General features: G+C 68.7%; 24 protein-coding genes and 2 pseudogenes. 13 read left to right on the top strand and 13 right to left on the bottom strand.

The features are described 5' to 3' along the window. Nucleotides 1-173 precede the first annotated feature (173 nt). Both CEQ11_RS12465 and CEQ11_RS12470 read left to right on the top strand, forming a co-directional pair. Nucleotides 174-848 (top strand): helix-turn-helix domain-containing protein, encoded by a 675-nt coding sequence (locus CEQ11_RS12465; protein ID WP_193763035.1) that lies wholly within the window; start codon nt 174-176, stop codon nt 846-848. After that, nucleotides 845-1,498 (top strand): dihydrofolate reductase family protein, encoded by a 654-nt coding sequence (locus CEQ11_RS12470; protein ID WP_088477299.1) that lies wholly within the window; start codon nt 845-847, stop codon nt 1,496-1,498. Before CEQ11_RS12465 ends, CEQ11_RS12470 begins: the two co-directional genes overlap by 4 nt. Before the next feature lie 243 nt (nt 1,499-1,741). Here CEQ11_RS12470 and CEQ11_RS12475 read toward each other — a convergent pair. The 5 genes from CEQ11_RS12475 to CEQ11_RS12495 form a co-directional block, all read right to left on the bottom strand. After that, nucleotides 1,742-2,991 (bottom strand): IS3 family transposase gene (locus CEQ11_RS12475; RefSeq protein ID WP_369804930.1). Its coding sequence is split into 2 segments (ribosomal slippage): nt 1,742-2,682 and nt 2,682-2,991, totalling 1,251 coding nucleotides; the frame shifts between segments, so codons are not numbered across the junction. A 208-nt stretch (nt 2,992-3,199) separates the two neighbouring features. Then, the gene (locus CEQ11_RS13505) at nt 3,200-3,715 is read right to left on the bottom strand and encodes a helix-turn-helix transcriptional regulator (protein WP_080695892.1); all 516 of its coding nucleotides are present in this window, start codon (nt 3,713-3,715) and stop codon (nt 3,200-3,202) included. Further along, nucleotides 3,634-4,452, bottom strand: a complete 819-nt coding sequence (gene erm, locus CEQ11_RS12485; protein ID WP_031943903.1) for a 23S ribosomal RNA methyltransferase Erm — start codon at nt 4,450-4,452, stop codon at nt 3,634-3,636. Before erm ends, CEQ11_RS13505 begins: the two co-directional genes overlap by 82 nt. A 154-nt stretch (nt 4,453-4,606) precedes the next feature. Continuing rightward, nucleotides 4,607-5,856, bottom strand: a protein-coding gene (locus tag CEQ11_RS12490; protein ID WP_369804930.1) for an IS3 family transposase whose coding sequence is annotated in 2 segments (ribosomal slippage) — nt 4,607-5,547 and nt 5,547-5,856 — 1,251 coding nt in all. Because the reading frame shifts where the segments join, the coding sequence is not laid out codon by codon here. A 259-nt stretch (nt 5,857-6,115) separates the two neighbouring features. Next, nucleotides 6,116-7,290 (bottom strand): IS3 family transposase gene (locus CEQ11_RS12495; RefSeq protein ID WP_369804931.1). Its coding sequence is split into 2 segments (ribosomal slippage): nt 6,116-7,003 and nt 7,006-7,290, totalling 1,173 coding nucleotides; the frame shifts between segments, so codons are not numbered across the junction. A 181-nt stretch (nt 7,291-7,471) separates the two neighbouring features. On the opposite strand from CEQ11_RS12495, the gene CEQ11_RS12500 reads away from it, so the two are divergent. The 4 genes and pseudogenes from CEQ11_RS12500 (at nt 7,472) to CEQ11_RS12510 (ending at nt 11,713) form a co-directional block, all read left to right on the top strand. Further along, nucleotides 7,472-8,482 carry a nucleotidyltransferase gene (locus tag CEQ11_RS12500; RefSeq protein ID WP_088477300.1) on the top strand — a complete coding sequence of 337 codons (1,011 nt, stop codon included), beginning with the start codon at nt 7,472-7,474 and terminating at the stop codon, nt 8,480-8,482. After that, nucleotides 8,479-9,945 (top strand): ThiF family adenylyltransferase, encoded by a 1,467-nt coding sequence (locus tag CEQ11_RS12505; RefSeq protein ID WP_088478799.1) that lies wholly within the window; start codon nt 8,479-8,481, stop codon nt 9,943-9,945. The genes CEQ11_RS12500 and CEQ11_RS12505 overlap by 4 nt, the downstream gene beginning before the upstream one ends. After that, nucleotides 9,942-10,232, top strand: a pseudogene (locus tag CEQ11_RS13510) (Mov34/MPN/PAD-1 family protein); the annotation flags it as partial. The gene CEQ11_RS12505 and the pseudogene CEQ11_RS13510, both read left to right, overlap by 4 nt. Further along, a complete protein-coding gene (locus tag CEQ11_RS12510) occupies nt 10,211-11,713 on the top strand; it encodes an SAVED domain-containing protein (RefSeq protein WP_227718874.1) in 1,503 nt (500 codons plus the stop codon). The pseudogene CEQ11_RS13510 and the gene CEQ11_RS12510, both read left to right, overlap by 22 nt. A gap of 63 nt (nt 11,714-11,776) precedes the next feature. On the opposite strand, the gene CEQ11_RS13230 is transcribed toward CEQ11_RS12510, so the two are convergent. The 4 genes and pseudogenes from CEQ11_RS13230 to CEQ11_RS12970 form a co-directional block, all read right to left on the bottom strand. After that, nucleotides 11,777-12,307: a hypothetical protein gene (locus CEQ11_RS13230; protein ID WP_227718931.1), complete on the bottom strand. Its 531-nt coding sequence runs from the start codon at nt 12,305-12,307 to the stop codon at nt 11,777-11,779. A gap of 155 nt (nt 12,308-12,462) precedes the next feature. Continuing rightward, nucleotides 12,463-12,594 (bottom strand): annotated as a pseudogene (locus CEQ11_RS13515) (site-specific integrase); the annotation flags it as partial. A gap of 202 nt (nt 12,595-12,796) precedes the next feature. Further along, nucleotides 12,797-13,054 (bottom strand): AlpA family transcriptional regulator, encoded by a 258-nt coding sequence (locus CEQ11_RS12520; RefSeq protein ID WP_088477302.1) that lies wholly within the window; start codon nt 13,052-13,054, stop codon nt 12,797-12,799. A 143-nt stretch (nt 13,055-13,197) separates the two neighbouring features. Next, a complete protein-coding gene (locus CEQ11_RS12970; RefSeq protein WP_193762947.1) occupies nt 13,198-13,449 on the bottom strand; it encodes a hypothetical protein in 252 nt (83 codons plus the stop codon). A 7-nt stretch (nt 13,450-13,456) separates the two neighbouring features. Between CEQ11_RS12970 and CEQ11_RS13520 the strand changes: the two genes are divergently transcribed. The 6 genes from CEQ11_RS13520 to CEQ11_RS12800 all read left to right on the top strand — a co-directional run bounded on the left by CEQ11_RS13520 (nt 13,457) and on the right by CEQ11_RS12800 (nt 16,642). Beyond that, entirely contained in the window at nt 13,457-13,672 is a 216-nt protein-coding gene (locus CEQ11_RS13520) for a helix-turn-helix domain-containing protein (protein ID WP_088477303.1), read from the top strand. 56 nt (nt 13,673-13,728) lie between these two features. Then, complete coding sequence (locus tag CEQ11_RS12535) at nt 13,729-14,736, top strand: NAD-dependent epimerase/dehydratase family protein (protein ID WP_088477304.1); 1,008 nt, start codon at nt 13,729-13,731, stop codon at nt 14,734-14,736. Nucleotides 14,737-14,761: 25 nt separating this feature from the next. Next, nucleotides 14,762-15,511, top strand: coding sequence for a bifunctional 2-polyprenyl-6-hydroxyphenol methylase/3-demethylubiquinol 3-O-methyltransferase UbiG (locus tag CEQ11_RS12540; RefSeq protein WP_088478800.1), 750 nt, complete (start codon nt 14,762-14,764; stop codon nt 15,509-15,511). Next, nucleotides 15,511-15,834 (top strand): GNAT family N-acetyltransferase, encoded by a 324-nt coding sequence (locus CEQ11_RS12545; protein WP_227718878.1) that lies wholly within the window; start codon nt 15,511-15,513, stop codon nt 15,832-15,834. Before CEQ11_RS12540 ends, CEQ11_RS12545 begins: the two co-directional genes overlap by 1 nt. Nucleotides 15,835-16,052: 218 nt before the next feature. Then, entirely contained in the window at nt 16,053-16,520 is a 468-nt protein-coding gene (locus CEQ11_RS12550; protein ID WP_088477305.1) for a hypothetical protein, read from the top strand. Beyond that, the gene (locus CEQ11_RS12800) at nt 16,505-16,642 is read left to right on the top strand and encodes an AAA family ATPase (protein WP_127913423.1); all 138 of its coding nucleotides are present in this window, start codon (nt 16,505-16,507) and stop codon (nt 16,640-16,642) included. The genes CEQ11_RS12550 and CEQ11_RS12800 overlap by 16 nt, the downstream gene beginning before the upstream one ends. A 46-nt stretch (nt 16,643-16,688) precedes the next feature. On the opposite strand, the gene CEQ11_RS12555 is transcribed toward CEQ11_RS12800, so the two are convergent. Next, a protein-coding gene (locus CEQ11_RS12555; protein ID WP_088478810.1) for an IS3 family transposase occupies nt 16,689-17,839 on the bottom strand; the annotation gives its coding sequence in 2 pieces (ribosomal slippage) (nt 16,689-17,569 and nt 17,569-17,839; 1,152 coding nt in all). Nucleotides 17,840-17,990: 151 nt separating this feature from the next. Then, nucleotides 17,991-18,623: a hypothetical protein gene (locus CEQ11_RS12560; protein WP_088477306.1), complete on the bottom strand. Its 633-nt coding sequence runs from the start codon at nt 18,621-18,623 to the stop codon at nt 17,991-17,993. Between the two features lie 127 nt (nt 18,624-18,750). Between CEQ11_RS12560 and CEQ11_RS12565 the strand changes: the two genes are divergently transcribed. Further along, on the top strand, nt 18,751-19,758 hold the full coding sequence (locus CEQ11_RS12565) for an IS481 family transposase (RefSeq protein WP_088477307.1): 1,008 nt from the start codon (nt 18,751-18,753) through the stop codon (nt 19,756-19,758). 42 nt (nt 19,759-19,800) lie between these two features. Here the strand turns inward: CEQ11_RS12565 and CEQ11_RS12570 are convergent, their stop codons facing one another. After that, entirely contained in the window at nt 19,801-22,563 is a 2,763-nt protein-coding gene (locus tag CEQ11_RS12570; protein ID WP_088477308.1) for a hypothetical protein, read from the bottom strand. Then, nucleotides 22,560-24,074 carry a hypothetical protein gene (locus CEQ11_RS12575; RefSeq protein WP_088477309.1) on the bottom strand — a complete coding sequence of 505 codons (1,515 nt, stop codon included), beginning with the start codon at nt 24,072-24,074 and terminating at the stop codon, nt 22,560-22,562. Before CEQ11_RS12575 ends, CEQ11_RS12570 begins: the two co-directional genes overlap by 4 nt. Between the last annotated feature and the right edge of the window lie 38 nt (nt 24,075-24,112).

Genomic DNA, 24,112 nt, shown 5'->3' on the forward strand with positions numbered 1-24,112 from the left:
CGCAGGGCGACCCGATCGCCGACCACCAGCTCTCAGCATGTTCCAGCACGCGCAGCCAGGCTCTCGCAGATCTGCTCGCACGTGTGCCATGACCCCCGACGTGCAACAGCCCCGTGCGGACCCCAAGACACCAATTACTTGCTTTTCCGAATGGTCCTTCGTATTGTGGAGTCGTGAGCAAAGACTACGGGCAGTTCTGCGGACTCGCCAAGGCGGCGTCCGTTCTAGGAGAGCGGTGGGCCCTCCTCGTGCTGCGCGACCTCTCGCTCGGGCCGCGCCGGTTCGGGGACTTGCAGAAAGGGCTCCCCGGTATCCCCACGACGGTCCTGACCACCCGACTACGCGAGTTGGAGGAGCACGGCATCATCGAGCGTCAAGCCCCTCCGTTGGGGCGACGTGGGCTGGTATACGCGATGACCGACCATGGACGCGACCTCACCCCGATCCTCGACGCGCTCGGGCGCTGGGGCGCACGCCGCATGGCCGACCCCGGCACGCATGACGTCATGACGTCATCATCGCTGGCCGGCGCCCTGCGGTCGGCCTACCGGCCGGGCGTAATCCCCGACGAGGTGACCATCCGGGTCGCCGCCGGGCCGGTACTGGCGTGGGCCCGCACCACCCCCGACGGGGTCGCCGTCGGCGCAGGCATCCCCGATGGCCCCATCGACCTGACCATCACCACCGGCCCCGCCATGCGCCACATCCTGGCAGGCACACTTTCCCCGTCTGAGGCGCTGGCCACCGGCGCCCTGGCCTTCGACGGCTCCCGCGAGCTGTTCGACCTGTTCCCGCGGGCCTTCCACGTCCCGCTCGACCCGACCATCATCCAAGGAGAATCGACATGAAGCTCAGCATCAACCTGTTCCGCACCTTCGACGGCGTATCACAGGGGCCCGGCTCGGCCCACGAGGACCCACGCGACGGGTTCACCAACGGCGGCTGGCTCATGCCGGTCTTCGACGAGGGTGTCGGCGAGGCCGTGAACGGCTGGTTCGAGCACTGCGGCGCACTGCTGCTCGGACGCCGCACGTACGACACCTTCGCCGCGCACTGGCCGCAGGTCACCGACCCGAGCGACCCGGTCGCCGCGGTGATCAACCGCGCTCCCAAGTATGTGGTCACCTCCTCCGAGCTGGCGACGGACGCCTGGGCCGACTCCACCACGGTGCTGGGCGAGGACTTCCTTGAGCGAATCCGCGAGCTGAAGGCTTCCGACGCCGAGAGTGAGTTGCAGGTGCACGGCTCGGTGAAGCTCGCCCGCACCCTGCACGACGCCGGCCTGGTCGACCTCTACCGCTTCGTGGTGGCCCCTGTGGTCGTCGGCAGCGGCTCGGGGGTGTTCTCGGACGCCGGCCCCGCCACGACGATGTCGGTCACCCACAGCACCGTGACACCGAACGGCTGCCTGGCGATCGAGATGGTTCCGGGCGAGTTCGTCAACGACCTCACGGCGGCCGTGGAGGACGGTCAGGACGTTATCCGTCCCGCCGAGTGAAGCACCCTGGGTTTCGCGCTCCACTTTCCATGTGACTGCCGGTCTACACGCTCGCGTTCGATGGTAGTTCTGCCAACCTCGATCGAGTGCGTGTACACCCGCCGCACACGCAAGAGGGACTGATGCACCCTGGCCGACGGATGGGCCTACGCCCGGTTCTACACCAGTGAGACCGAACGCCGAGATGCCCTTCCCGGCTGGATCGGGCCTTGCCCCTTGATCGTGGACACGGTGTCGGTTCGGTTATGCCGCTTCCGTGAGGGTAGCTGACCTCGCGGTGTCGTAGGCGTTCTCGTAGCTATTTGGGCTCACCTGGCCGATCGTGGAGTGGCGTCGGCGGGTGTTGTAGCGGTTCGCCCATCGGAACACGGCCCGGTAGGCCGTGGCCTGATCTGGAAATGCGGCCCGGCCCTCGAGAAGCTCCCGCTTGAGCGCGGCGTTGAAACTCTCCGCGAGTGAGTTGTCGGCACTCGTGCCCACCGCACCCATGGACTGGACGACGGTGAGCTGCTCGCAGAGGGCCGCGTAGGCCTTCGAGGCGTAGACGCTGCCGTGGTCGCTGTGAAACACGGCGCCGGCGAGACTGCCGCGGTCGCGGGCCGCGGCGCGGAGTGCGTCCTCGACGAGTTCGGTGCGCATGTGGTCGGCGACCTGCCAGCCCGCGAGCTTGCGGGAGCCGAGGTCGATGCACGTCGCGAGATACAGGTTCGACCCGTCTGCGATCGGGAGGTAGGTGATATCGCCGACGTACCGGCGGTTCGGCTCCCCGATCGAGAAGTCCCGGCCGATCAGGTCGGGGAACTTCCTCCCGGACTGGTCCGGGATCGTGGTCTTCACCCGGCGTCGCAGCCGGATCCCCACCAGCTGGTGCTCACGCATCACGCGGGCGACGCGCTTGTGATTCACCCGCTCGGCGGCGGTGGTGACGCCGTCGTTGAGGTCGGCGGTGATCCGGGGTGCCCCGTAGGCGCGGTCGCCGCCCTGGGCGGGGTCCTGCAGCACCCTGATCCGTGCGGCGAGGGCTGTATCTTCGGCCGCTCTCGCCGCCCGTCCCGGAGCCGCCGCGAGCCAGGCGTAGAACGACGACCTCGCGATCTCGACGATCTCGCACAACCGCTTCACGCCGTAGGCGTCCTTGTGGTCCTCGACGAACTGGAAGCGGTTCACCAGTTCGTCTCCCCGGCGAAATACTTCGCCGCCTGACGGAGGATGTCCCGCTCCGTCTCGAGCTTCAGCTTCTCCGCCTTCGACGCCGCCAGTTCCGCCTCCAGCCGCACGATCCTCGCCGCCTGCGACTCCGACCGCCCCGACGTGGGCGGCGACATGGTGCCGGCGGTCGTCGTGCCCGAGCCGTGCTTTTCGACCCACTCCCGCAGCGCACCGCGGGAGATCCCGAGGTCCGCCGCGATGCCATTCAACGTCGCACCGGGCGTCGACTCGTACAAGTCCACCGCCCGCTGCCGGAACCCGTCCGTGTAGTTCTTCCTAGCCATCCCTTGGATTCTCGCTTCCCCATCATCGTGCTGGAATCAGCGTGTCCAAGATCAGGGGTCAAGCGCCCCCCGAGCCGCGACGGCGACAGATGGGCATCCTGTGCGAGTTCGGCCAAGGTCCACCGGTGAGCGAGATCAGCTCGCATCCGAATGACCGTGTCACGGATCTCTGTCCTGGTAGGGCCGAGGCCAGAGTGCTCTGTGGCCGTCATCGGGGCAACTCGCTTCGCTGTCCACAGCACGGGCATTTCAGGCTTGCTCGTTGGGTCGCGGTACGTCGATACGCGGATGGGCTGACCCCGACGATGGCGGTGAACTGTCGTGCGGCGTGGCCGCGGCTGCGCCACCCGACCTGTGTCATGGCGACACCGATCGGAAGATCAGTCTCTATCAGGAGCTCGGCCAGTATGTGGGCGCGAAGGTGAGCCAGGTACTGGATGGGAGGCATCCCGAAACGTTGGCTGAAGGCCCTGCCCAATTGTGACGTAGACAGGTGCACGAGGTCGGCAAGGTCACGAAGTCGCCAATCCCGTCCGGGGTCTTGAGCGAGGAGCCGTGCTGCATGGTGTACGGCTGTCTCAGTCGGGCAAGCATGGCTGGGGGTGGTCTCGTCCGGGCAGACTCGCCACGAGGGGTCGATGCTCATCGCCGCCGCCTTCCTGAGGACGACTGCGTGCGGCGGGACGGTGGCGAGGAGCCCGTGGTCTTGAACAAGTCCACCCATGCCTCGACGGGCAGGTCCTTCGGCAGTCCGGCAGCGTTCACGCCCTGGCGTGTCAGCCACGCCTGTGCCGCCTGTGGCGAGCCGAGCGAGGTGTTGCGCGCGAGGATCTGGGCCAGCCCACGTCCGGGACCGGTGTAGACGCGGTGGACCAGGGCATGGAACTGGCGTCGCCCTGCCGGCGACAGCAGCGGATGTTCGCGACGGTGAATGGTGAGGATTCCGCCGTCGACTCCCGGACGCGGGGTGAACGCGCGAGCGGGAACACGACTGTGCAACGTGAAGGTGAACCAGGGCGCCCATTGCGCGGTCATCATCGTGGCACCGCCAACGCCCGCTCTGCGCCGCGCAACTTCCCATTGCACGAGCACAATGGCATCGGTCCATGCCGGGGCGTGCAGGATGCGTCGCAGCATTGCCGTGGTCTGGTGAAACGGCAGGTTGCCGACGAGCACATGCGCAGACGTGGGAAGCCGGTAGGTCAAGAAGTCATCGGCGACGACCTCCACGTGCGACGGGAGCCGTTGGGCCAAGCGTCGGGCGAGCCGGGTGTCGATCTCGACGGCTGTGACCGGTCGCCCGAGCTGGGCCAACGGCGAGGTGAGTGCTCCGTCACCGGGGCCGATCTCGATGATCGGGCCCTCGGTGGCGGACACGAGCCGGGTGATCGTGGTGACGGTGGATGGGTCAGTCAGGAAGTTCTGGCCGTGCTCATGACGGCCACCTTGATAGGTAGGCACTGTTTGCTCCGTGGTTGTTGCGGAGCCGGGCACGCTGAAAGAGCCGCCCGGCCGTGATCACCGGGGGCGGGAGCAACAACGCGTGGGAGTGTGCTCGCCGCCGTTAGCGGCTGCGGGGCCTTGCCCCTTGATCGTGGACACGGTGTCGGTTCGGTTATGCCGCTTCCGTGAGGGTAGCTGACCTCGCGGTGTCGTAGGCGTTCTCGTAGCTATTTGGGCTCACCTGGCCGATCGTGGAGTGGCGTCGGCGGGTGTTGTAGCGGTTCGCCCATCGGAACACGGCCCGGTAGGCCGTGGCCTGATCTGGAAATGCGGCCCGGCCCTCGAGAAGCTCCCGCTTGAGCGCGGCGTTGAAACTCTCCGCGAGTGAGTTGTCGGCACTCGTGCCCACCGCACCCATGGACTGGACGACGGTGAGCTGCTCGCAGAGGGCCGCGTAGGCCTTCGAGGCGTAGACGCTGCCGTGGTCGCTGTGAAACACGGCGCCGGCGAGACTGCCGCGGTCGCGGGCCGCGGCGCGGAGTGCGTCCTCGACGAGTTCGGTGCGCATGTGGTCGGCGACCTGCCAGCCCGCGAGCTTGCGGGAGCCGAGGTCGATGCACGTCGCGAGATACAGGTTCGACCCGTCTGCGATCGGGAGGTAGGTGATATCGCCGACGTACCGGCGGTTCGGCTCCCCGATCGAGAAGTCCCGGCCGATCAGGTCGGGGAACTTCCTCCCGGACTGGTCCGGGATCGTGGTCTTCACCCGGCGTCGCAGCCGGATCCCCACCAGCTGGTGCTCACGCATCACGCGGGCGACGCGCTTGTGATTCACCCGCTCGGCGGCGGTGGTGACGCCGTCGTTGAGGTCGGCGGTGATCCGGGGTGCCCCGTAGGCGCGGTCGCCGCCCTGGGCGGGGTCCTGCAGCACCCTGATCCGTGCGGCGAGGGCTGTATCTTCGGCCGCTCTCGCCGCCCGTCCCGGAGCCGCCGCGAGCCAGGCGTAGAACGACGACCTCGCGATCTCGACGATCTCGCACAACCGCTTCACGCCGTAGGCGTCCTTGTGGTCCTCGACGAACTGGAAGCGGTTCACCAGTTCGTCTCCCCGGCGAAATACTTCGCCGCCTGACGGAGGATGTCCCGCTCCGTCTCGAGCTTCAGCTTCTCCGCCTTCGACGCCGCCAGTTCCGCCTCCAGCCGCACGATCCTCGCCGCCTGCGACTCCGACCGCCCCGACGTGGGCGGCGACATGGTGCCGGCGGTCGTCGTGCCCGAGCCGTGCTTTTCGACCCACTCCCGCAGCGCACCGCGGGAGATCCCGAGGTCCGCCGCGATGCCATTCAACGTCGCACCGGGCGTCGACTCGTACAAGTCCACCGCCCGCTGCCGGAACCCGTCCGTGTAGTTCTTCCTAGCCATCCCTTGGATTCTCGCTTCCCCATCATCGTGCTGGAATCAGCGTGTCCAAGATCAGGGGTCAAGCGCCGCGCAGACGCAGCGAAGCAGTGCCGTAAACCAACATGCCAACCAGCGTAGGCGACCCCATCGCCACTCGGCGACCCAATAGCCCGTCCATGCGTCAAAGACGCGCAGATCCGTATCACCACCGGCCAGAACCAGCTCACAGTCTGTCCGTGCCCGACGAGGGGACTGATGCACCCATAGGTGACAGTCGTCTTCACGCCGCGTCTGCGGGCGTGTGGTCCATGATCAACTCGTACTCGACCGGCGTCAATCGGCCCAGGCGCACCTGCCGGCGGCGGCGGTGGTAGGCCCGCTCGATCCAGGTGATGATCCCGGCCCGCAGCTCGTCCCGGGTGTCCCAGTCGCGTCGGTCCAGCACGTTCTTCTGCAGCAACGCGAAGAAGGATTCCATGGCCGCGTTGTCCCCGGCAGCACCGACCTGGCCCATGGACCCGATCAGCCCGTGGGTGGTGAGGGCGTCCTGGAATAGGGCCGAGCGGAACTGCGAGCCGCGGTCCGAGTGCACGATGCACCCGGCGACCACGTCGGTGCCTCCGCGGCGGGCCACGGCCTGCTCGAGCGCGTTCACGGCCAACGAGGCCTGCATACGGCCGGCCATGGAGTACCCCACGATCCTGCCGGCGTAGAGATCCTTGATCGCGCAGAGGTAGAGCTTGCCCTCACCGGTGGGGTGCTCCGTGATGTCGGTCAACCACAGCCGGTTGGGCTCCTCGGCAGAGAAGTCCCGGCGGACGCGGTCATCGTGCACGGGCGGGCCTGGGCGGGTCCCGTTCTTGCCGCGCTTGGCCCCGAACGCGCAGTGCCACTGGTTCTCGTGGCAGAGCCGCCAGGCGGTACGGGCCGCCATCGGAGCGCCAGCATTCTCGGCCTCGTCGCGCAGCAGCCGGTACCCGAACTCGGGATCGTTCTGGTGGGCGTCGTGGAGGGCGTTGGCCCGGTGAGCGGCCTCCACCTCCGCGGTGGTGACAGGGTTCTGGAGCCAGCGGTAGTAGGGCTGGCGGGCGAGCTTGAGGACCCGCAAGGACACCACGACCGGGATCTGGTCGGCAGCGAGCTCGGACACGAGCGGGTACATCATTTTTTCGGCAGGTTCGCCTGGGAGAGGTAGGCCGCGGCGCGGCGTAGGACTTCGTTCTCCTGCTCGAGCAGCCGGATCCTGCGGCGGGCTGCGCGGAGTTCTTCGGCCTCGGCCTTGGTGGGGCCGGGTTTGTTCCCAGCTTCGATCTCGGCCTGGCGCATCCAGTTCGTCAGACAAGAGAAGCTGATCCCGAAGTCCTTCGCGATCTGCTTCAAGTGGGTGCCGGGCTCACGGTTCTGGGCGACGCGGACGACGTCATCGCAGAACTCTTGGGGGTAGGGGGCGGGCAAAGTGCACATCCTTCCCTGCGGTGTGGGAACACCACAGATCGTATGTCACCTATACGTGCATCAGTCCCGTCAAGCGTGGAGGCTGCCCCTACGCCCCTGTCCTTCATGCTCGCCGAAGTGTCGGTGGTATGAGGCAGGCTCAGAGAAGTTCAAGACATTCACAACGAGATCGGAGGGCCCGATGGCTCACCTCAAGCAGCAGTTCAAGGATGCGCTGAGCTCCATCGAGCCCGGCGATGACAAGGCCAACGCGCCGGAGGCGCACCGGCTGGTGCGCGCTGCGCTCGAAGCCGACGCGAAGCTCGCAGAGTACGGGGTGGACCCGGTGCTGATCGGCTCGTACAAGAGGAACGTGTCGATCAAGCGAGTCAAAGACGTTGACGTGTTCGTGCGGCTCCCGGACCTACCGAGCGACGTCACGTCGAAAGACATCCTCGACCGATTCTTCACCGTCCTGCATGCGGAGTTCGGTAGTGATGGCGATGGTCACCGGCGAACGAAGCGTCAGGATCGCAGTTTGCAGGTGTCGTTCCCCGAGTACGACCTGTATGTCGACGCGGTGCCTGCTCGTCCTTACTGGGACGGTGAGACGTGGGAGATCCCTCAGAAGGGCGATGAGGACGAGTGGGTGCGTACCAATCCGGAGAAGCTCACGTCGTTGTCGAGCGAAATGAACTCGGCGCATGACGGCTATTACGTTCCCACGGTGAAGCTGCTCCGTCAGACCCGACGATCGATACTCGGCTCCGGCAAGAAGCCTGGTGGGTTCTTCATCGAGGTCGCGACGTATCAAGCCTTCGCCTCCGGCCTGGTCTCGGGCAACGATCATGCAGAGTATTACGTCTCTGCTCTCGAAGAGGTCAGCAAGATCATCGACGGCTACGTCACCCTCGGCATTGGAGTGAACGACCCCACCATGGCGGGGCACACCATCAGCATTCGTGCGACAGATGATGAGCTGGATGCAGCCAAGACTCGTTTCGCTGAGGCTGCGGAAACCGCGCGCGACGCGCTCGACGAGGAGGACGAGGGCAAAGCCGCACTGGCGTTCCAGGGACTGCTGGGCAAGAACGGGGACGACGATACAGTGTTTCCGATGCCGCCGGGATTCAACGAGGATGGGTCGAAGCGCGCGTCCGCCATCTCGGCTGGCGCACGGACCGTTCCGGCGGGCACGAGGACCTTCGGGTGACCGTCACCGAGTACGACGACTACGTCGCATACTCACGACAGCACTTCGAGGAAGGGCTGATCCGAGCCGGCTTCACGGAGGAAGACCACGGCTGGCGAGGGACAATCGTTCACCCTGGCGGTGCAACCGAGGTTCTCATAACGCTGCGTTCCCGCTACCCCTTTCACCCTCCTCGCGTGGTTCCGCTCGACTCAGATGCGGTCGCGTGGTCCTGGCACAGGGAGTTGGACGGGGCGCTGTGCTTGGTCGCCGAAGACGATCACGACGGACTGTGGTGGACGGAAGCGCCAGCGTTCCTCGAACACGTCACTGCCTGGTTCGAACAGGCGGCAGCAGGCTGGCCAGACGATCGACCCGACCTAGACCTCGACCGTTACTTCAAGCCCTCCGAGGATGAGCGGCTTTATCTCTACGATGACCTGACCCGATATCCCAGCGGATTCGTTCGGTTCCGCCCGGCAGCGAACAACCTGATGCGGATCGCCGGCGGCGCCAAGCCAGCGAAATCCTCGAAGCACAGCAAGGATCGCTTCGGATACGTTGCCAACCTCGGCGATGTAGACGTGCCCCCCAGATCATGGGACGACATCTCCGCTCGCATCGACCCCAGCGTCGACCTGGACCGCAGAATCCGCAACCACACGATCGAGATCGTGGTGCTGATCTACAGCCGGGGCTCTCACAAGGGCGCAATCACACTCGAAGCGTGGCCCACGATAGGTGGCGGCGTCGCAGTCAGAAGCCTGAGCTCGGGTGCCGACACCGATGCCGCCAAGTCCGCACGCTCAGGTCTGCTTGCTCCTGAACTCCGTGGACGTCGGGTAGCGATTGTGGGCGTCGGAGCCCTCGGCTCGTTCGTCGCGGACATGCTCGTGCGCTCCGGTGTTCACAATCTCACCCTGCTCGATGGCGACGTCGTTATGCCCGGAAATCTTGTCCGTCACCTTGTCGGCCCTGAGGCCGTGGGGCGGTCAAAGGTTGAGGCGGTCAAGCAGCATCTGGTTGACCGCAGTGGGATTGCAGCCGCCGACATTGCGGTGATCGATCACTCACTCACCTCGGGCGACGAGGCTGTCAAGCTTCTCGGAGACCACGATCTCGTGGTAAACGCGACCGCCGATTTCGCCACCACTGCACTTCTCCACGTCACCGCACGGGCGTTGTCCAGGCGAATCGTCTCAGCGGCGATCCAGAACGGCGGCACGAGCTACCGAATCGATGTGCTGCCACCGCTCGACGGAGCCGAACCACTGCCACCCTCGTCCAACGTTGTCGATCAGCCTGAGTCTGAACTGTTCGAAGCCGGCTGTGGCAGTCCAGTCTCTCCGACGCCCCCTTACGCGGTGATCGAGGCGGCCGCAGCGACCGTGCGCCACGCCGTCGGCCTGCTCGTCGATCGCCCTCTCCACCCAGCGGGGGAAACGCGAGACCTGTCGATCGGCGCAGTAAGGAGTCACGAATGATTCGACCACCAACGCGCATCGACCTGCTCGTCGACGCCTACGAGACCATCGCCTTCGAGGCAGCGAACCACCTCCCTCGGGAGACCGGTGGCATCCTCCTCGGCTACCAGGACAACGGCACCATCGTGGCAACTCACGCCCTGGTCGTTGAGGGGCAAGGGGCAACGACGAACAGGTACGTTCGCGACGACATTCGCGCGGACGAGCTCTTGCAGGAGTTTCTGCAGCAACGAGCTGACGACGATCCGATCGGCTACGTCGGTGAGTGGCACAGCCACCCCTCCCCATCTGGACCGAGCACCGTCGATCACGCAGCGATGCGTGCGACCGCCAAGATCAGTTCAAACCCGATCGCGCTGCTCGTCTTCGCGCCTGGCGCAACCGGTGCGATCTTCGGGCTCATCGCCCGGCGCCAACGGTTCGGGAAGACCACAACGAAGGCAGCAGTCGTCTCTGTCCCTCCTTCGAGATTCCCTCCCTCGGTCCTTTACCGGACGGTGCCGTCCGCGGCGACGGCCCAGTATTCATCTCCTACCGCCAATCAGACGGCACCGCGCAAGCCGACGCCCTCGAAGATCTACTCCGGGCCGCCGGGCTTGTCGTGTGGAGAGACCACACTGACCTGCGACCCGGCACGACCACCGACCGCCTCGAACAGGCACTCACCCGAGGTCTCTCGGCGGGCGTGCTCGTCGTCACCCCCGACATCGCATACAGCGACATCGTCCGCGAGCGCGAACTGCCACGTCTGCTCCAGCTCGACGCCGATCCCAACTTCAGCCTGTGCATCGCGAACACGGTCTCACGGGCGGGCGAAGAGTTGAAGTGTGACTACGACGCCCCGGATCGGCTCTTGCGACTCGCGCCAGCACGAACTCTGGCTGACAAGAAGCAGGCGAACATGCGTCAGCCGTCTGGCGAAGTCGAGATCGTGCGTGACCTTCTGATGCACCGCATCGAGCAACGAAAGCCCATCATTCGCGCGGAAGGACGCGATCTCACGATTCGTGTGCAAAGCCGCCCCGCCTCGTCTGCCCTCGACGCAGACGAGGAAGACCTTCACATGCGACTCAAACCGTCGGACGACGGGCGGCTTCCTTCCCGAGACGGGCTGGAACTGCTCCGGAAGACTCTCCCGCTGACCAGCGACGCCGTTTACACGGCAGGCGCAAGGAGTGTCCGAGTGTCGGGCGGAGCCCACTTGTCAGTCGGACTCGCAGTTGGCGCGGCGCTGCCTGAAACGAAGATCGGCAGGGTGATAGTGACCGATCCAGAGGGCAATGCCTGGACATCCGCCGCGCCCAATGACGACCCGCAGACCACCGAGCTGACCATCGAGCCCGCCCAAGTCGAACAGGACCGAGCGGGGGAACTCCACCATCGCGTGGCGATCTTCGTGACCTTGACGCCACATGCAGATCGGACCGCTTTCGAACAGCTTGTGAACGACTCGGCCGATGGATTCGACGCGGCCGAGATCATCTCGCTTGGGAGTACAGAACGAATCGACCCACGAGAAGCAGCTCGTCTCAGCGCGGCCATCGCACAGCAAATCAAGAAACTCTCCGCCAGCCAAGGACGCGCCGAGGTACACCTCGCCTTCCATGGTCCTTACACGATGGCCGTACTCATCGGGCGCTACCTCAATACGCTGCGAACCGTCGTCTATGAATGGGATGGCAACAGGAAGGATGAGCCCCGCTACAAGCCCGTGCTCGTCCTCGAACCTGGTGTGACGGGCGGACCGATCACTGAGGTCTTCCCGTAAGGATTGGCACGACGAGCATGGAGGATGCCTACACGTGATCCCTCCGCAAGCATCGTCTTCCCGTCATCCAGCCTTACCAAAGGCCCGCTCGAGATGCTCCGCGGTGGCGGGGTTCACGGTCTCGCTGCGCTGGATGTAGTGCTGCATCGTGATCCTCGGGTCCGTGTGCCCGAGGAGCTCGGAGGCGAGGAGCGCGCCTGGGTCGACGTCACCGGAACGGAGGAGACGGGAGCGGATCGCTTGAAGGGCGAATGACGGCAGTGCGACGCGGCGAACCGAGCGATCCGTCTTCGGATGGTCTTGCCGGTGGGTGGGCTCGCCTTTGCGGCTGATGATCGTCCCGGCTATTCGTGCCGTCGGGATCGGACCGTCCAGGTCGAGGTCCTGGAGGCGTATGGCGAGGACTTCGCCGATGCGGGCGGAGGTGCCGAGCATGACCTCGACGATCTGCCCGAGTTGCCGATCCGGTCTCGGTCCCGCCAGTATCCGCCGGGACTCCCATGCCTTGATCGCGGCTCGGATCTCCTGCACCTCGTCGATCGTGAACGCGTCCGGGATCGTCTTCTTCCGGTGGAGCCGGGAGACGTGGTCCATCGGGTTGCGGGCAGGATCTCGTGTCGGACCGCGAGCGCGAGTGCAAGGCGGAGGACGACGCGGGCGTGCTTGGCCCGGCTGTAGCTGCGCTTGGCGAGTCGTTTGAGGAAGTAGTCGCAGCGGGCGACGCCGATCTCCCGGAGGGTGAGGTCTTTGAATGCGGGGAGGACGAGGGCGCGCATGTCGCGCTCGTAGAGGTTCCTCGTGGTTCGGGAGAGGCGGTCTTCAATTTCCATGTCTTCCAGCCAGTACGCGACGAGCTCTGGGAACGAGCTGTCGGCGCTCATGCCGTTGAATCCTGGCTGGTAGAGGGAGCGTTCGGCGAGCTTCTGCTTGAGCTTGCGCTCCGCGGCGGCCCGTGAGGAGCCGGTGGCCTGGACGAGTCGGTTGCTGCCGTCCCAGTCCCGGTACCGGGCGCGGGCCACATGGTTGCCGTTCGGCTGGGCGCGGGTGGCGATGATCCCGAAGGTTCCAATCGGCGTGCGGGGCCTACCCACGCGTGCCCTCCCCCGCTCCGGGAAAGGTGGCAGCGCCAGTAGGAGAGGCGGGCTCGCGCATGGTGTCCATCCAGGCGCGGATGTCGGTGATGCCGAACATGATGCGCTTGCCGAAGCGGTAGGCGCGCGGGCCTTTGCCGTTGGTGCGCCAGTCATAGATGGTGGACACGGGGACGCCGAGGTAGTCGGCGAGTTCGTCGATGTTCAGGAGCGGTTCCAGGCCGTGCGGGCTGGACTGGTGTTGATTCATCCCTCCAGTTTCGAAGGACAGGCGAGCGGGTCTGTTCTTCCGCCCTGCTCCCCCGTGGAGTTGACCGTCGCCGGGCACGCGGATCGCCGCGTGCCGCGACGACTTCGCCGCTCAAGGGCGCGGCCGAGGTCGCGATGCCATTCCTACGGCATGCGCGCCGTTGTCGGTTCAGCAGGCTCGATCGGCGGACACGCACGGCGGTCGCGGCGCCGGACCGCCCACTCCTCCATACGAGCGCGGATGAGGAGCACGACGCTGACCGGGCCCATGATGAGGAACTTGAGCGCATTCCAGCAGAGCAGGAGCAGGAGGAGGTTCAGCCAGCCGGGGCCACCGTCCTCGATCAGCGTCAGGCAGTAGTTCGCTGCGAGGAAGTACGGCACCGCGAGGAGCATCGCGGGGATGCCCCATTTCAGACCCGACGTGGGCGAGCGGGCCGGTATCGCTCCGCAGTACCTCTCGGAACTCGAGCGCGGCCTCAAGGACCCCTCCTCCGAGGTGCTTCACGCGGTGTCTGACGCCCTCGAAACTCCCTTCTACGAGATTGTCCGCCGCGCAGCGTCCGTCCTGGACGGGACGGCCCGTTTCGGACCCGTGGTCCTGGCCATAGCAGCCTGACGCCGCTCACAGCAGATTCGCCCCACATCGACGCGTCCGCCCGACACACTGGGGGCATGCACATCCTCCTCCTCGGCGGCACCGGCTTCCTCGGCCGGGCACTCGCCCACGCGGCGCTCGATGCCGGCCACGCCGTCACGTGCCTCGCCCGCGGATCGGCCCCCGCCGCATCCGGTGCCACCTTCGTCCGCGCCGACCGGGACGACCCCGACGCCCTCGCCCCGGTCGCCTCCCGGACGTGGGACGCCGTCGTCGACCTGACATCCCATCCGGCCCACGCCCACGACGCCGTGCACCAGCTCACCGCCCGCCATCGCCTTCTCGTGTCCACCACCAGCGTGTACGCCGCGTTCGACACCCCCAACCAGTCGGAGAACGCCCCCCTGGCACCGCCCGCAGGCATCGACCGGATGACCGAGATGAACCAGTACCCCGGAGCCAAGCGCCGCTGCGAAGACATCTACCGAGGCGCGGATGGGCAGGTCACCGTGATCCGCCCCGGGCTGATCGGCGGAGCCGGCGACGACACCGGACGCTCCGGCTACTACCCCTGGCGATTCGCACACCCGACGGGGACCGACGTGCTGGTGCCCGATGCGACGTTCCCCGTCTCCGTCATCGACGTGGCAGACCTGGCCGCGTGGATTCTGCATTGCATGGAACACACGGTCACCGGCACGTTCAACGCCGCCGGTCAGACCCACACCTTGGCAGACCTCTACCGGGCGAGCATCGAGGTCACCGGGTCGGCCGCTCAGCCACACGTGATCCCCGACGACGTCCTACTGTCCCAGGGCATCGCCCCGTGGGCGGGGCCGAACTCGCTGCCCCTCTGGATTCCGCTGCCCGGGTTCCGTCACGTCGGCAGCGTCGACTCCTCGGCGGCCCTGGCCCACGGGCTGGTCCGCCGCCCGCTGCGCGAAACCCTCGCGGCCGCCCTGGCCACCGAGGAGGCGCGCACGACGGAGCGCCCCGTGGGGCTGACGGATGCGGAGGAGAGCGCCCTGCGCGCCGCGTGCAGTCCTCGTTGCATCGAGACGTCTGGACCGGATCGGAGTCAGTAGTTCCCTGCGATGGCAGGATGGTGCCATGCCGGACGCCGTCTTCGACCACCCCCGATTGGCCGCCGTCTACGACGTCCTCGGATCACTGGATCGCCCCGACCTGGACGAGTACACGGACATCGTGCGGGACGAGTTCCCTGCCTCGAGGGTCCTCGACATCGGATGCGGCACCGGCGCCTTCGCCCTGCGGCTGGCGAAGCACGGCATCGACGTCGTCGGGGTCGACCCCGCGGCGGCTTCCATCGACGTGGCGCGGGCGAAGTCGGGCGCGGAGGCTGTGACGTGGGTCGTGGGAGTGGCCGAGGACGCGCCACCGTCGCAGGTGGATGCAGTCACGATGACGGCGAATGTCGCTCAGGTGTTCCTCGACGACTCCGCGTGGGACGCCACGCTCCAGGCCGCCCATATCCGGCTCCGGCCCGGCGGGGTGCTGGTCTTCGAGGCCCGTCGACCCGAGGACAGGGCCTGGGAGCGCTGGACGAAGGCGGCCACCCACCGCCTCGTCACGGTGCCGGGCGCAGGCGAGGTCGAGACATGGACGCAGACGACCCGCATCGACGGGGAGCTGGTGACGTTCGACTCTCCGACCGTGTTCCGCGCCGACGGCCAGCGGCTGGAGTCGACCTCCACACTGCGCTTCCGAACCCGCCGTGCGATCGAGGCTGCGCTGGTCGCCGCCGGATTCGATCTGGTCGACGTGCGCGACCTGGCGTATGCACCCGGGCGGGCTTGGCTTTACATCGCCCGCCGGCCCGATGACTCCCCCCGGCCATGATGGCCGCACGCGACGGCACGCCATCGGATCATTCGTCGGCCGCGCACTGGCTGCTCACGCACACCCCTGTGCTGGTCGTGCCAGAGCTCTCCCGCCGAGGAGTGCCCCGGCTTGTGGGGTGGTCCGGGGCGACGATGACCTCGCTGCGCCCCCGAGGTCCCGAGCAGTGGCTCACAGCTGGCTTGACGGTGCTCCCCGAGATCCGCCGAGCCGGTATCGGCCGACGCCTCCTGCAGGCCGTGATCGAGGCCGTCGAGACACTCGACGTCCGCTCCATTGACAGCGTGGTGAACGCCCGCATACATGAAGGGGCGCTCCTGTGAGAACCCAGCCGGAAGCTGACGGCCCAGCAGCCCAGACGACGACTCCTCCCTGGCACTGGCCAGCCCCCACCACGGGCAGCCCCGCCTGGACACGCCTGGCCCAATGGACCGCGGACGGACACCATCTGCTCCACGGCTCCGGGACCGCCGGCCTGGGTCGCCTTGAGCCCCGCGCCCCGCTGGACCACAGCCCGGACGAGTACTCCAAGCGCACCGCGGTGTTCGCCACCGAGGACCTAACCTGGGCCATCGCCTACGCCGTACGCGCGTCTGACTGCCCGCAGTTTCTCAACGCCTGCTTCTACCCTGGCGACCGGCCGGGCACGCCCGCGCAAAGACGACTGTTCTTCTCCTATGGCCGCCGGACCGACGGGACCGTGCCGGTGTCTCCCGGGGTGGTCTACGTCGTGAAGGCGAGGTTCTTCGAGCGCCAGCCGCCGGCGTGGGATGTCGACCTGGGACAGGTGATCACCGAGTGCCAGTGGACGAGCCGGGACACAGTAGACGTCGTCGCGGCGGTCCGCGTCACTCCGGCTGATCTGCACGGGCCCATTCCAACCCACGATTCGGCCGAGGTCAGTGCACGGATGACCCAGTACGCGTCGGGGTTCCCCTGGGGTGCACCCGATGCCTGGACACCCGCTCCGTTCGTCGGCTCGACGGAGGGCACATGCGGTGCGTGTTGATCGGCCCGCCCGGCACCGGGAAGTCGACCGTGGGGGCCATGCTGGCCGCGTCCCTCGAGGTGCCGTGGGTCGATCTAGATGTGATGTCCAGGGACGTTGTTGCGGGACTCGCTGATAGGTGAAGGCCTCCTGTTGCGAGAGTGGAGCTGTCTAGGTGAGCCGCCCCCTTCATTCGGTCCGGACGTTCTGTGAGTCGTCGGTTTCGATTTGATGGGTGCACTGCCGAGCGTACTCGGCTGGGGGTAGGTAGCCGAGCGAGGAGTGCCGGCGGTGGTGGTTGTACTCGTCCTTCCAGTCGCCGACGATGACCTGTGCGTGCAGCAGTGAGTAGAAGCTGTTGATGTTGAGGCACTCGTCGCGGATCCGGCTGTTGAACGACTCGACGTACCCGTTGCGCCACGGCGAGCCCGGAGGGATGTAGGACAGGCCGGTCCGGGTGCCGGCCCAGTCGGCCATCGTCTCGCTGATGAACTCGGGCCCGTTGTCCGACCTGAGCACCGCCGGGGCGCCCCGGGCGGCGACGAGGTCCTCGAGGTGGGCGGTGAGTCGGTCGGCGGTAATCGAGCATTCCACGAGGCCGCCGATGCACTCCCGGGTGTGTTCGTCGACGATCGAGCAGATCTTGATCGCCCGGCCGTGCTCGTCGGCGTCGAACTGGAAGTCCACCGCCCACACCACGTTCGGCGCGTCCGCCGTCGGCGCGTCGACGCTCGAGGACCCGACGCGCTTGCGTCGACGCCGCTGCGGGACCCGGAGCCCTTCGTCACGCCTCAGGCGTTGGATCTTCTTGTGGTTCACCACCCACCCTTCGGCGCGGGCGTCGTGGTACGCCCGCCGATACCCGTAGCGGGGATGGTCCTTCGCCCAGGCGCGCAGCCACTCCCGTAGCGCCCGATCCGGGTCCGCGACCGTGTCGCCCTTGAGCGGTCGCCGGTACGCGGAGCGGCTCAGCCCGACCAGACGGCACGCCATCCGTTCGCTCACCCGCAACTTGCGCTTGAGGTGATCGACGGCGGCGCGGCGCCTGTCCGGGCTTAGAAGTTTCCCTCAGCCAGCTCCTTGAGCGCGGCCTTCTCCAGCTCCGCTTCCGCGAGCAGACGCTTCAGGGTCGCGTTCTGCTTCTCCAACTCCTTCAGGCGCTTTGCGTCGTCGGCCTTGAGGCCGCCGTACTGGTTCCGCCACCGGTAGTACGTCTGCTCGGACACCCCGAGCTCCCGACACACCGCCGCGACGTCCTGACCATCGGCGAGCATCCTGTCGGCCTGCCCGAGCTTGCGGACGACCTGCTCCGGGGTGTGACGCTTCCTGCTGTTCGTCATGATCTGACCAGTCTCCCTGCCCTCAACCACGGGCGACAGGACGACTCCCAGAACCACCGGACCTAAAAAACGGGGTCAGCCCAATTCGGCTCTCCTCGGCCCAGCACCCGGGCGGAACGCCCGCCAGGCCCTCACAGACCCGCGGCTCGTCTCAGCCCAGCAGCCCGGCGAACTTCTGCGCCTCGGCGGCGCCGGCCTCGGCGTCCATGCCGGGGTGGCGCAGCAGTCGGGCGAGGGTGGCGGCGTCGAGCTGGGCACCGAGGGCGCAGGCCGCGGCGACCTCGTCCCGCTGGGGCGGCAGGGCGTCGTCGTCGAAGCCCGCCGGCTCGTCCGCCTCGTAGGCCTCGACGAGGTCGGCGAGGGAGGCGGTCATCGCGGCGAGGGACCACATGGGCATCACGTGGTCGAGCGAGCTCGCGGACAGTCCGGCGTGCCCGGCCGACCGCCAGCTGCCGTCCTCCCACACGGCCAGCAGGTGCGTGGGCGTGCGGTCGCCCTCGCCCGGCAGGTGCGGGTGCGTCCAGGCCGGGTACTCGTCGGCGAGCTGTGGCCCGGAGGGCACCTCGGGCGCCCGGAGCTCGTCCCGGTCCCAGGCCCGCAGGACGGCGTGGTCGGCGTCGACCACGTCGAGTGCGGCCCAGCTGCCGCCGCCGTCGTCGACGCTCAGCCGGCGTCCCTCGATCATGGGACGGCCGGGGTAGGAGGCCTGGGTCCGGGCGGCGTGGACCGCCCAGCGGTCCACGAGGTCGGTCAGCGGGGGCAGGTCCAGTTCGATCGCACGCATGGCCCTCACGCTAGGTGTTGTGGGTCATGAGGTTCTTGGCACGAGGGCCGGGCTGAGATGAGACGAGTGGGCCTCTCCCGCAGGATGGAAGTTCCTACACCACCCATCCGCGCAAAGAGACCCACTCATGACTCACGCTAATGCACCCCTGACTCCCACCGGCCGTCTCAGGATGGTCCAACGCCACCTGAACGACGGCATCCCCCAAGCGCACGTGGCAGCCGAGTTCCGCGTCAGCCGCCCCACGGTGGCCACCTGGGTGGCCCGCTACCGCGCCGAGGGCGAGGCAGGACTGCAGGACCGCTCGAGCCGGCCCCACCACTGCCCCGCCCAGCTCGACACCGCGATCCTGGCCGAAATCGAGGCCCTGCGCCGGGACCAGAAGTGGTCCGCCCGACGCATCCATCACCACCTCGTCTCCGAAGGCCACCAGCTGTGCCTGCGCACCGTGGGGAGGTGGATGCACCGGCTGGGCATCTCCCGGTTGCGAGACCTCGCGCCCACGGGTGAGGGCCTGCGCCAACGACCACGGAAGATCACCGCCCGCGGCCCGGGGCACATGGTGCACATGGACGTGAAGAAGATCGGGCGCATCCCCGAAGGGGGAGGCTGGCGTGCTCACGGCCGGGACTCCGCGAACGCGCGAGCGGCCAAACGCGGGCCTGGCCGACGGGTCGGGTACACGTACCTGCACTCGGCGATCGACGGGTACACCCGCCTGGCGTACACCGAGGCGTTGGAGGACGAGAAGGCGGTGACCACGATCGGGTTCTTCTGCCGGGCGAGGGCGTTCTTCGCCGCCCACGGCATCACCGTGGACCGGGTGGTCACGGACAACGGGAACAACTACCGGGCCGTGGACTTCACGGCCAAGGTGGTCTCGCTCGGGGGCCGGCACCACCGGATCCGCCCCTACACCCCGCGTCACAACGGGAAGGTCGAGCGGTACAACCGGCTGATGGTGGACGAGGTCCTCTACGCCCGCCCGTACTCCTCAGAGACGGCCCGGCGTGAGGCCCTGCAGGTGTGGGTGAACCACTACAACTACCATCGGCCTCATACCTCCTGCGGGAACATCCCGCCGGCCTCGTTGGCCCCGGCGCGAGTCAACAACGTCAGGCCCTCCTACAGCTAGGGCGGGCTCCGCACGCCGGTCCAGGGCCTCGAGGCAGCCGACTCACACCGGGGCGTGGCGCAGGGAGCGCTCGAGCACGTCCTCCACGCGCTCGGACACGTCCTCGTCGCGGGCCTCCAGCACGGCCACGGTCCGCTCCAGCCGCGCGACCCGCGCCCCGAAGTCACCGGCCCGGGCGCGCTCCACCAGTGAGGTCTCGGCGAGCACCTGGGCCTCGCGCCAGGCGGCCACCAGCTCACGCTCGTAGAGCCGCTGGCCGGCCTCGGCGGGGGTTCCGGCGGGGCCGGCGCCGAGCACGGCCACCGCGTCGATCCGAGACCGGTCCAGCCCGAGCATGAGCGTCTCGAGCCGCCGCATGACGCCGCGCAGCCGGCGCGCACCGCGCCCCAGGGAGCCCAGGCCCCGCACGCCGGCGGCCTGCCCGGTCAGCGCGTCCAGGACCATCAGCAGGGCCACCAGTCCACCGAGGATGGAGGCGGTCAGCAGGACGTGGGTGGTCGTGGAGGAGACGTCGCCGAACCGGGTGTGGGCGCGCTCGGAGACGTTCCGCAGCTCATCGGCCGCCAGGCGCACCTCGGTGGCGACCATCCGGGTGATCTCGTCGTGGTCCTCCACGATCTCCACCCGCTGGAACGACGCGGTCCCGTTGTCCATGCGGGGGCCGTCCATGGTCACGAGTGCGGAGCCGACCTGCCGGGTGCCGTCCTCCCACACGTACACGGGCACCACCATCACGCCGGGTGCGGGCTCCCCGGTCTCCGGGGCGGCGGCGCCGGTCTCCCGGAGGATGCGGTGGACGCCCTCCTGGGTGACGGCGGGGTCCAGCCGGCCGTCGGCCGCCGCGTCGTCGGGCACGGGCAGCGGGGCGAGGTAGTCCTCGGCGCGCCGCACGGCCACGACCACCTCGTACTCACCGGGCATGCGCTCGTTCACCATCTGCGGGAGCCGTTCGGACTGCACGCCGTAGGCGGGCCCGTCCAGGCGCACCGCGGCCACCTCGCCGAGCTGCTGCTCCTGGACCGCCGCACCGGCGCTGTCCTCCGTGAGGCGGTCTCGCAGCTCTCCGGCCAGGGTGAATGCCGGCAGGCAGACGAGCATCAGCACGAACGCCCAGCCGCGGGGCCCCAGCCCGATCGAGGCGATCGCGCGGGTGCCGGCGAGGAACCGCTTCGGCACGAGCGCCTCCCGCCCGACGGCGGCGCTCGCCCGTTCGTGTCGTCGCGCCTCGTCCTCGGGGTCGGGCTGGACGTCCAGGCCCTCCGGCTGGGCGCCCAGCAGGGTCCGGGCGGCGTGGTCGGCGTCGGCGAGGGCGTCCCGCAGCCCGGCGTCGGAGGGCAGGCCCAGGGACCGGCGCAGGTCCTGGCGGGCGGTGTCGTCCTCGTCCGGTCCGTCCGCGCGCGGCGTCATGGGGATCGGGTAGCGGCCCAGCTGGTCGGAGACGTCGCGGAGCACGGTGGTGAGCCGGTCTTCGGCGGAGGTCCACCGCCGTGTCCCCGCCTGGTCGAACTCCTCGTCCTGGGCCAGGGCGAGCAGGGCCTCGTGGGCGTCGTCGAGGGTCTCGAGGGTCGCCTCGGCCACGGTGCCGCTGGGGGCATCGCGGAGGCGGGCCTTCAGCCGGATCAGTGCTGTGGCGGTCGGTCCGAGCACCCGGTCCAGCACGCGCGTGGACCGTGCCGTTCCGACGAGCACGTCCGAGGAGTCGATGAGCGCCTCGGTGCGTCCGGACAGCCGCTCGGTGTCGGCGACGAGCTCCTCCACCTCCACGGCGAGCTCCCGCCAGGAGCGGGTGTGCAGGTGGTCCCGGTTGTCCTGCACCCGCCCCTCGGCGGTGAACCGCGGGGTGCCGAGCGGCTCCCCCAGCCGGTCCATGCGCCGCTGGGTGGTGCGTGCCCGGCGGGCCACGGCCTCCAGGCTCTTGTGCAGGGCGCGGCGTCCGTCCTTGATGCGGCGGCGTTCCTCCGACCCCGCCACGCTGACGTCGGCCAGCGCGAGTGCCTCGTCCTCGAGCATGGTGCGGGCCAGGCTGGCCTGTGCGCGCTTCATGCCGCGCCGAACTCCCCGTTCCCGGGTGCTCAGGCGCAGGCCTGCGGCGCCGCACACCAGCAGTCCGATCAGGGCCGGCAGGCCCCAGGCGAAGTAGGTGAACACTCCGCGCGGCTGCCCGTCGTAGGTGCGGTCGCCGATGTCCCGGACGGTGTTGACCACGGCGGTCGGTCCCATGCCGCGGGCGAGGTCGGCGTGGTAGCGGCCCTCGAGCCGCAGCTCGACGCGGTAGCGGCGCTTGTCCTCGTGGTTCATGGCGGCGCGGACGTCGGCGGCGACGCGGATCCCGGCGTACTCGCGCTCGTAGCCGAGGTGGTGGGGGCGGTCGTCGGGCCGGGTGGAGATGACCACGTCGTACTCGTCGGTCTCGGGCTCGGCGCTCAGGCTGGCGAAGTAGTCGTCGGTCACGAGGACCTGCAGCGGTCGCCAGCTGGGGATCGGCCGGTCCCCGATCACCTGGTCGACGCTCTCCTGGCTGATGCCGGAGACGGTGTCCTCGCCCTGCACGGTGATCTCGGCGGTGTGCTTCGGCTCGGCGGTGTTGGCGGTCCAGCCGACCCACCCGACGACGCCCAGCAACAGCGCGCAGAGCAGCGCTCCGATCAGTGCGCCGCGTCCGGTGAACACGTAGAGGTCGGCCCAGTGCCGCAGGACGCCGTACTTCTTCATGTCCGCGCGGCGGCGGCCGGCGGAGTAGGCGGTCTCGGAGCCGATGTTCCTGCGGCCGTGCGCGCGGCGGCGTCGGCGGTCGTTGCTGCTCATCGGCTCCTCCGGGACATGTGGCGCAGCCAGCCGCGTCGGCCGTCGGAGGCGGATCTGCCGTGCCCGGCGTACTGCCGGCCGGCGTCCTCCACGGTGGAGTCGAAGCGGACGGGCGGGTGGGCGCCGTGGCCCTCGCGGACGAGGTCCCCGATCAGCCGGGCGGTCTCCTCGGCACGGGCGGCGAGGTCCTCGGCCCGCGACTTCTCGCGTGCCGCACGTCCGGGGCGCAGGCTCTCGCGGAGGCCGCCGGCGCGCTCCTCGACGGCCTGGGTGTGGTGGACGAGCGCGGTGACGGCCTTCCGTCCGGAGGGCAGCTCGTGGGCGCCCTCGGCGGACAGGGCGAGGCCGAGCAGGGAGAGGCGGTGGCGCAGGCTGAGGCTGGGGTCGCCGGCGTGGGCCGCGTACCAGCCCGGGTCCATCTCCTTCCCGACGACGGCCGCTCCCCTGCCTGCCCCGCCTCGCCGGGATCGTGTGGACCCCTGGGAGGAGTCACGGCCGTCCTTGCCGGTGGCAGCCGAGCGGTCTCCGCCGCGGCCACGGGCGGCGCCGGCGACCTTCCTGCGGCGGCTCAGGATGTTCGCGCCGATGCCGAGGACGAGCAGCAGGGGGACGGCCACCAGCAGCAGGGCTCCGAGGGCCGGGACCTGCGAGTCATCGTCACCGAAGAGGCCCGGGTCGAACTGACCGGGACTCTTGACTCCGGGGTCCACCTCGGTGAGCTGGGGCAGGGCCCGGACGAGCTGGTCAAGCGCGTCGTTGAGCCCGTCCTCGTTGCGGTGCCCGGCGAGGATCTCCTCCAGCCTCTGGCGGGCGTCGTCGGTGGCGGTGACGCCGCCTCCCACGGCGAGGTCGACGACGGGCTCGAGGGGGCCGCCGTCGGGAAGGCCGGAGGAGGAGGCGGGCGGGAGCATGACGGTGGCCATGACCCAGCCGGGCTTGAGGCGGGGCTGGCCGGTGTCCACGGTGGCGGCGGCCATGCCGGGGCGCTGTTCCTGGACCATGGCGCGGCCGGTGGCCTCGGCGTCCTCGCGCATGTCCTGCTCGGTGGCGCCCTCGTCCGCGATGTCCACGGTGAGCATGATCTTGCGGTTGCCGAGGGGGATGGAGCGGGCGGTGTCGAGGAGGGCGTCGAGGTCGGCGTGGGGTGTGACCGGGTAGAGGACGGCAAAGTCGATGGACTCGGTGACGCGGGTGACGTGCGGGATGACGCGGCCGTCGGCGACGATCTTGTCCCCCGGCTGCCACTCGGTGGCGTCGATGGGCTGCGGCGAGGGGAAGGAGCGCTCGGAGGGGTCGTTGCCGGGCGCCGTGGGGTAGACGGGGGTCGGCCGGGCGGGCTGTGTTGAGGCCGGGGTGGCCGAGGGTGAGGCGGTGGCGGTGGGCGCGGCCGAGGCCGGTGTTGCCGCGGCGGGAGTCGCCGTGGCGGAGGTGGCGGAGGCGGTCGCGGGGAGGCCGAGCGCGACGGCGGAGACGACGGTGAGGGCCGTCAGGCGCGCGGCGCGGCTGCGCATGGCCCACCTCCCTCCCCTGCTCGCGGGCGTCACAGTCG

Source organism: Micrococcus sp. FDAARGOS_333 (assembly GCF_002206575.2).
Taxonomy (GTDB): Bacteria; Actinomycetota; Actinomycetes; order Actinomycetales; family Micrococcaceae; genus Micrococcus; species Micrococcus lylae.

What these genes read in the sequence shown, in the direction of transcription:
- CEQ11_RS12470 (WP_088477299.1), top strand. Translation starts at nt 845, where the DNA reads ATGAAGCTCAGCATCAACCTGTTCCGCACCTTCGACGGCGTATCACAG.
- CEQ11_RS13505 (WP_080695892.1), bottom strand. Translation starts at nt 3,715, where the DNA reads ATGGGTGGACTTGTTCAAGACCACGGGCTCCTCGCCACCGTCCCGCCG.
- CEQ11_RS12500 (WP_088477300.1), top strand. Translation starts at nt 7,472, where the DNA reads ATGGCTCACCTCAAGCAGCAGTTCAAGGATGCGCTGAGCTCCATCGAG.
- CEQ11_RS13230 (WP_227718931.1), bottom strand. Translation starts at nt 12,307, where the DNA reads ATGGACCACGTCTCCCGGCTCCACCGGAAGAAGACGATCCCGGACGCG.
- CEQ11_RS12520 (WP_088477302.1), bottom strand. Translation starts at nt 13,054, where the DNA reads ATGAATCAACACCAGTCCAGCCCGCACGGCCTGGAACCGCTCCTGAAC.
- CEQ11_RS12970 (WP_193762947.1), bottom strand. Translation starts at nt 13,449, where the DNA reads ATGCTCCTCGCGGTGCCGTACTTCCTCGCAGCGAACTACTGCCTGACG.
- CEQ11_RS13520 (WP_088477303.1), top strand. Translation starts at nt 13,457, where the DNA reads ATGCCCCATTTCAGACCCGACGTGGGCGAGCGGGCCGGTATCGCTCCG.
- CEQ11_RS12535 (WP_088477304.1), top strand. Translation starts at nt 13,729, where the DNA reads ATGCACATCCTCCTCCTCGGCGGCACCGGCTTCCTCGGCCGGGCACTC.
- CEQ11_RS12540 (WP_088478800.1), top strand. Translation starts at nt 14,762, where the DNA reads ATGCCGGACGCCGTCTTCGACCACCCCCGATTGGCCGCCGTCTACGAC.
- CEQ11_RS12545 (WP_227718878.1), top strand. Translation starts at nt 15,511, where the DNA reads ATGGCCGCACGCGACGGCACGCCATCGGATCATTCGTCGGCCGCGCAC.
- CEQ11_RS12800 (WP_127913423.1), top strand. Translation starts at nt 16,505, where the DNA reads ATGCGGTGCGTGTTGATCGGCCCGCCCGGCACCGGGAAGTCGACCGTG.
- CEQ11_RS12560 (WP_088477306.1), bottom strand. Translation starts at nt 18,623, where the DNA reads ATGCGTGCGATCGAACTGGACCTGCCCCCGCTGACCGACCTCGTGGAC.
- CEQ11_RS12565 (WP_088477307.1), top strand. Translation starts at nt 18,751, where the DNA reads ATGACTCACGCTAATGCACCCCTGACTCCCACCGGCCGTCTCAGGATG.
- CEQ11_RS12570 (WP_088477308.1), bottom strand. Translation starts at nt 22,563, where the DNA reads ATGAGCAGCAACGACCGCCGACGCCGCCGCGCGCACGGCCGCAGGAAC.
- CEQ11_RS12575 (WP_088477309.1), bottom strand. Translation starts at nt 24,074, where the DNA reads ATGCGCAGCCGCGCCGCGCGCCTGACGGCCCTCACCGTCGTCTCCGCC.